This is a genomic window from Actinoplanes sp. NPDC051633, from assembly GCF_040681735.1.
Classification (GTDB): domain Bacteria; phylum Actinomycetota; class Actinomycetes; order Mycobacteriales; family Micromonosporaceae; genus Actinoplanes.
This window is the reverse complement of sequence record NZ_JBFAZH010001255.1, coordinates 1-2150: the sequence shown is the minus strand read 5'-3', so window position 1 is coordinate 2150 and position 2150 is coordinate 1. Positions and strand designations below refer to the sequence as shown.

Genomic DNA, 2150 nt, shown 5'->3' with positions numbered 1-2150 from the left:
GAGGTCGCCCGCCACCAGCTCGAGCACGAGCAGATCCTGCCGCAGGCCGGGTGGGTGGAGCACAACCCGAACGAGATCTGGGACCGGTCCCAGACGGTCATCAAGACCGCGATGGAGAAGGCAAAGCTGCAGCCCTCCGACCTGGCCGCGATGGGCATCACGAACCAGCGCGAGACGGCCCTGGTGTGGGACCGCAAGACCGGCCGGCCGTACTACAACGCGATCGTCTGGCAGGACACCCGGACCGACCGGATCGCCTCGGCACTGGACCGCGACGAGCGCGGCAAGGTCATCCGGCAGAAGGCCGGGCTGCCGCCGGCCACGTACTTCTCCGGCGGCAAGATCCAGTGGATCCTGGAGAACGTCGACGGGGTACGCGAAGCGGCCGAGCGCGGCGACGCGATCTTCGGCAACACCGACACCTGGCTGATCTGGAACCTGACCGGCGGCACGAACGGCGGCAACCACCTCACCGACGTGACCAACGCCAGCCGCACCATGCTGATGAACCTCGAGACGCTCGACTGGGACGACGAGCTGCTCGGGTTCTTCAACATCCCGCGGTCCATGCTGCCGGAGATCCGGCCGTCGTCGGACCCGAACACCTACGGCAACGCCGGCCCGCTCGGCGGGACCGTTCCGCTGACCGGCGACCTCGGCGACCAGCAGGCGGCCATGTTCGGTCAGGTCTGCTTCGCGCCGGGCGAGGCCAAGAACACCTACGGCACCGGCAACTTCATGCTGCTGAACACCGGAACCGAGCTGGTCCGCTCGGAGAACGGCCTGCTCACCACCGTCTGCTACAGGTTCGGTGAGAGCGCGCCGGTCTACGCGCTGGAGGGATCCATCGCGGTCACCGGCTCGGCGGTGCAGTGGCTGCGCGACCAGCTGCACATCATCAACAACGCCGCGGAGAGCGAAACGCTGGCGCGGTCGGTCCCGGACAACGGCGGCGTGTACTTCGTGCCGGCCTTCTCCGGGTTGTTCGCGCCGTACTGGCGGTCGGACGCGCGCGGCGCGATCGTCGGCCTGTCCCGCTTCAACACCGACGCGCACATCGCGCGGGCCACCCTCGAGTCGATCTGCTACCAGAGCCGCGACGTGGTCGACGCGATGGCGCAGGACTCCGGCGTGACCCTGGACGTGCTCAAGGTGGACGGCGGCATCACGGTCAACAACCTGGCCATGCAGATCCAGGCGGACGTGCTGGGCGTGCCGGTCAGCCGGCCGGTGGTGGCCGAGACGACGGCTCTGGGCGCCGCGTACGCCGCGGGTCTGGCCGTTGGCTTCTGGAAGAACACCGACGAGCTCCGGGAGAACTGGAACGAGTCGCAGCGCTGGCAGCCGCAGTGGTCGGCGGAGCAGCGTGAGGAGGGATACGGTCGCTGGAAGAAAGCCGTGGAACGGACTCTCGACTGGGTGGACGTGGACTGACATGACCGTGCTCTCTCCCGGCTCCCGGGACGCCGCCCTGACCGCTCTCGCCGATACCGAGGTCGACGTTCTCGTCATCGGCGGCGGAGTGGTCGGGGCGGGCTGCGCGCTCGACGCCGTGACCCGCGGGCTCTCCGTGGGTCTGGTCGAGGCGCGCGATTTCGCCTCGGGCACGTCCAGCCGGTCCAGCAAACTCATCCACGGCGGCCTGCGCTACCTGGAGATGCTCGATTTCGCGCTGGTGCGTGAAGCTCTCCGGGAGCGTGGGCTCATCCTCTCCCGTCTCGCCCCGCACCTGGCCCGCCCGGTGAAGTTCCTCTACCCGCTGCAGCACCGCGGCTGGGAGCGGATCTACGCCGGGACGGGCGTCACCCTCTACGACACCATGGCCATCGGCGGCGGTCTGCCGCGGCACCGGCACCTGACCCGCAGGGGGGCACTGCGGGTCTGCCCGGCGCTCAAGAAGGAGGCGCTGGTCGGGGCGTTGCAGTATTACGACGCCCAGCTGGACGACGCTCGGCACACGATGTTCCTGGCGCGGACCGCCGCGGCGTACGGCGCGCACGTCGTCTCGCGGACCCGGGTGACCGGTTTTCTGCGCGAGGGCGAGCGGGTCACCGGGGTGACGGTCCAGGACCTCGAGCACGACCGGACCTTCGAGGTCCGCGCCCAGCAGGTGATCAACGCGACCGGGGTGTGGACCGACGACACCCAGG

General features: G+C 69.5%; 2 protein-coding genes. Both read left to right on the top strand.

Annotated features, from left to right (window positions below):
- The coding region (gene glpK, locus AB0M20_RS39745; protein WP_364306266.1) for a glycerol kinase GlpK at window positions 1–1434 on the top strand (1434 nt) is incomplete at its 5' end.
- Between the two features lies 1 nt (window position 1435).
- On the top strand, window positions 1436–2150 hold a 715-nt coding region (locus tag AB0M20_RS39740), incomplete at its 3' end, for an FAD-dependent oxidoreductase (protein WP_364306264.1).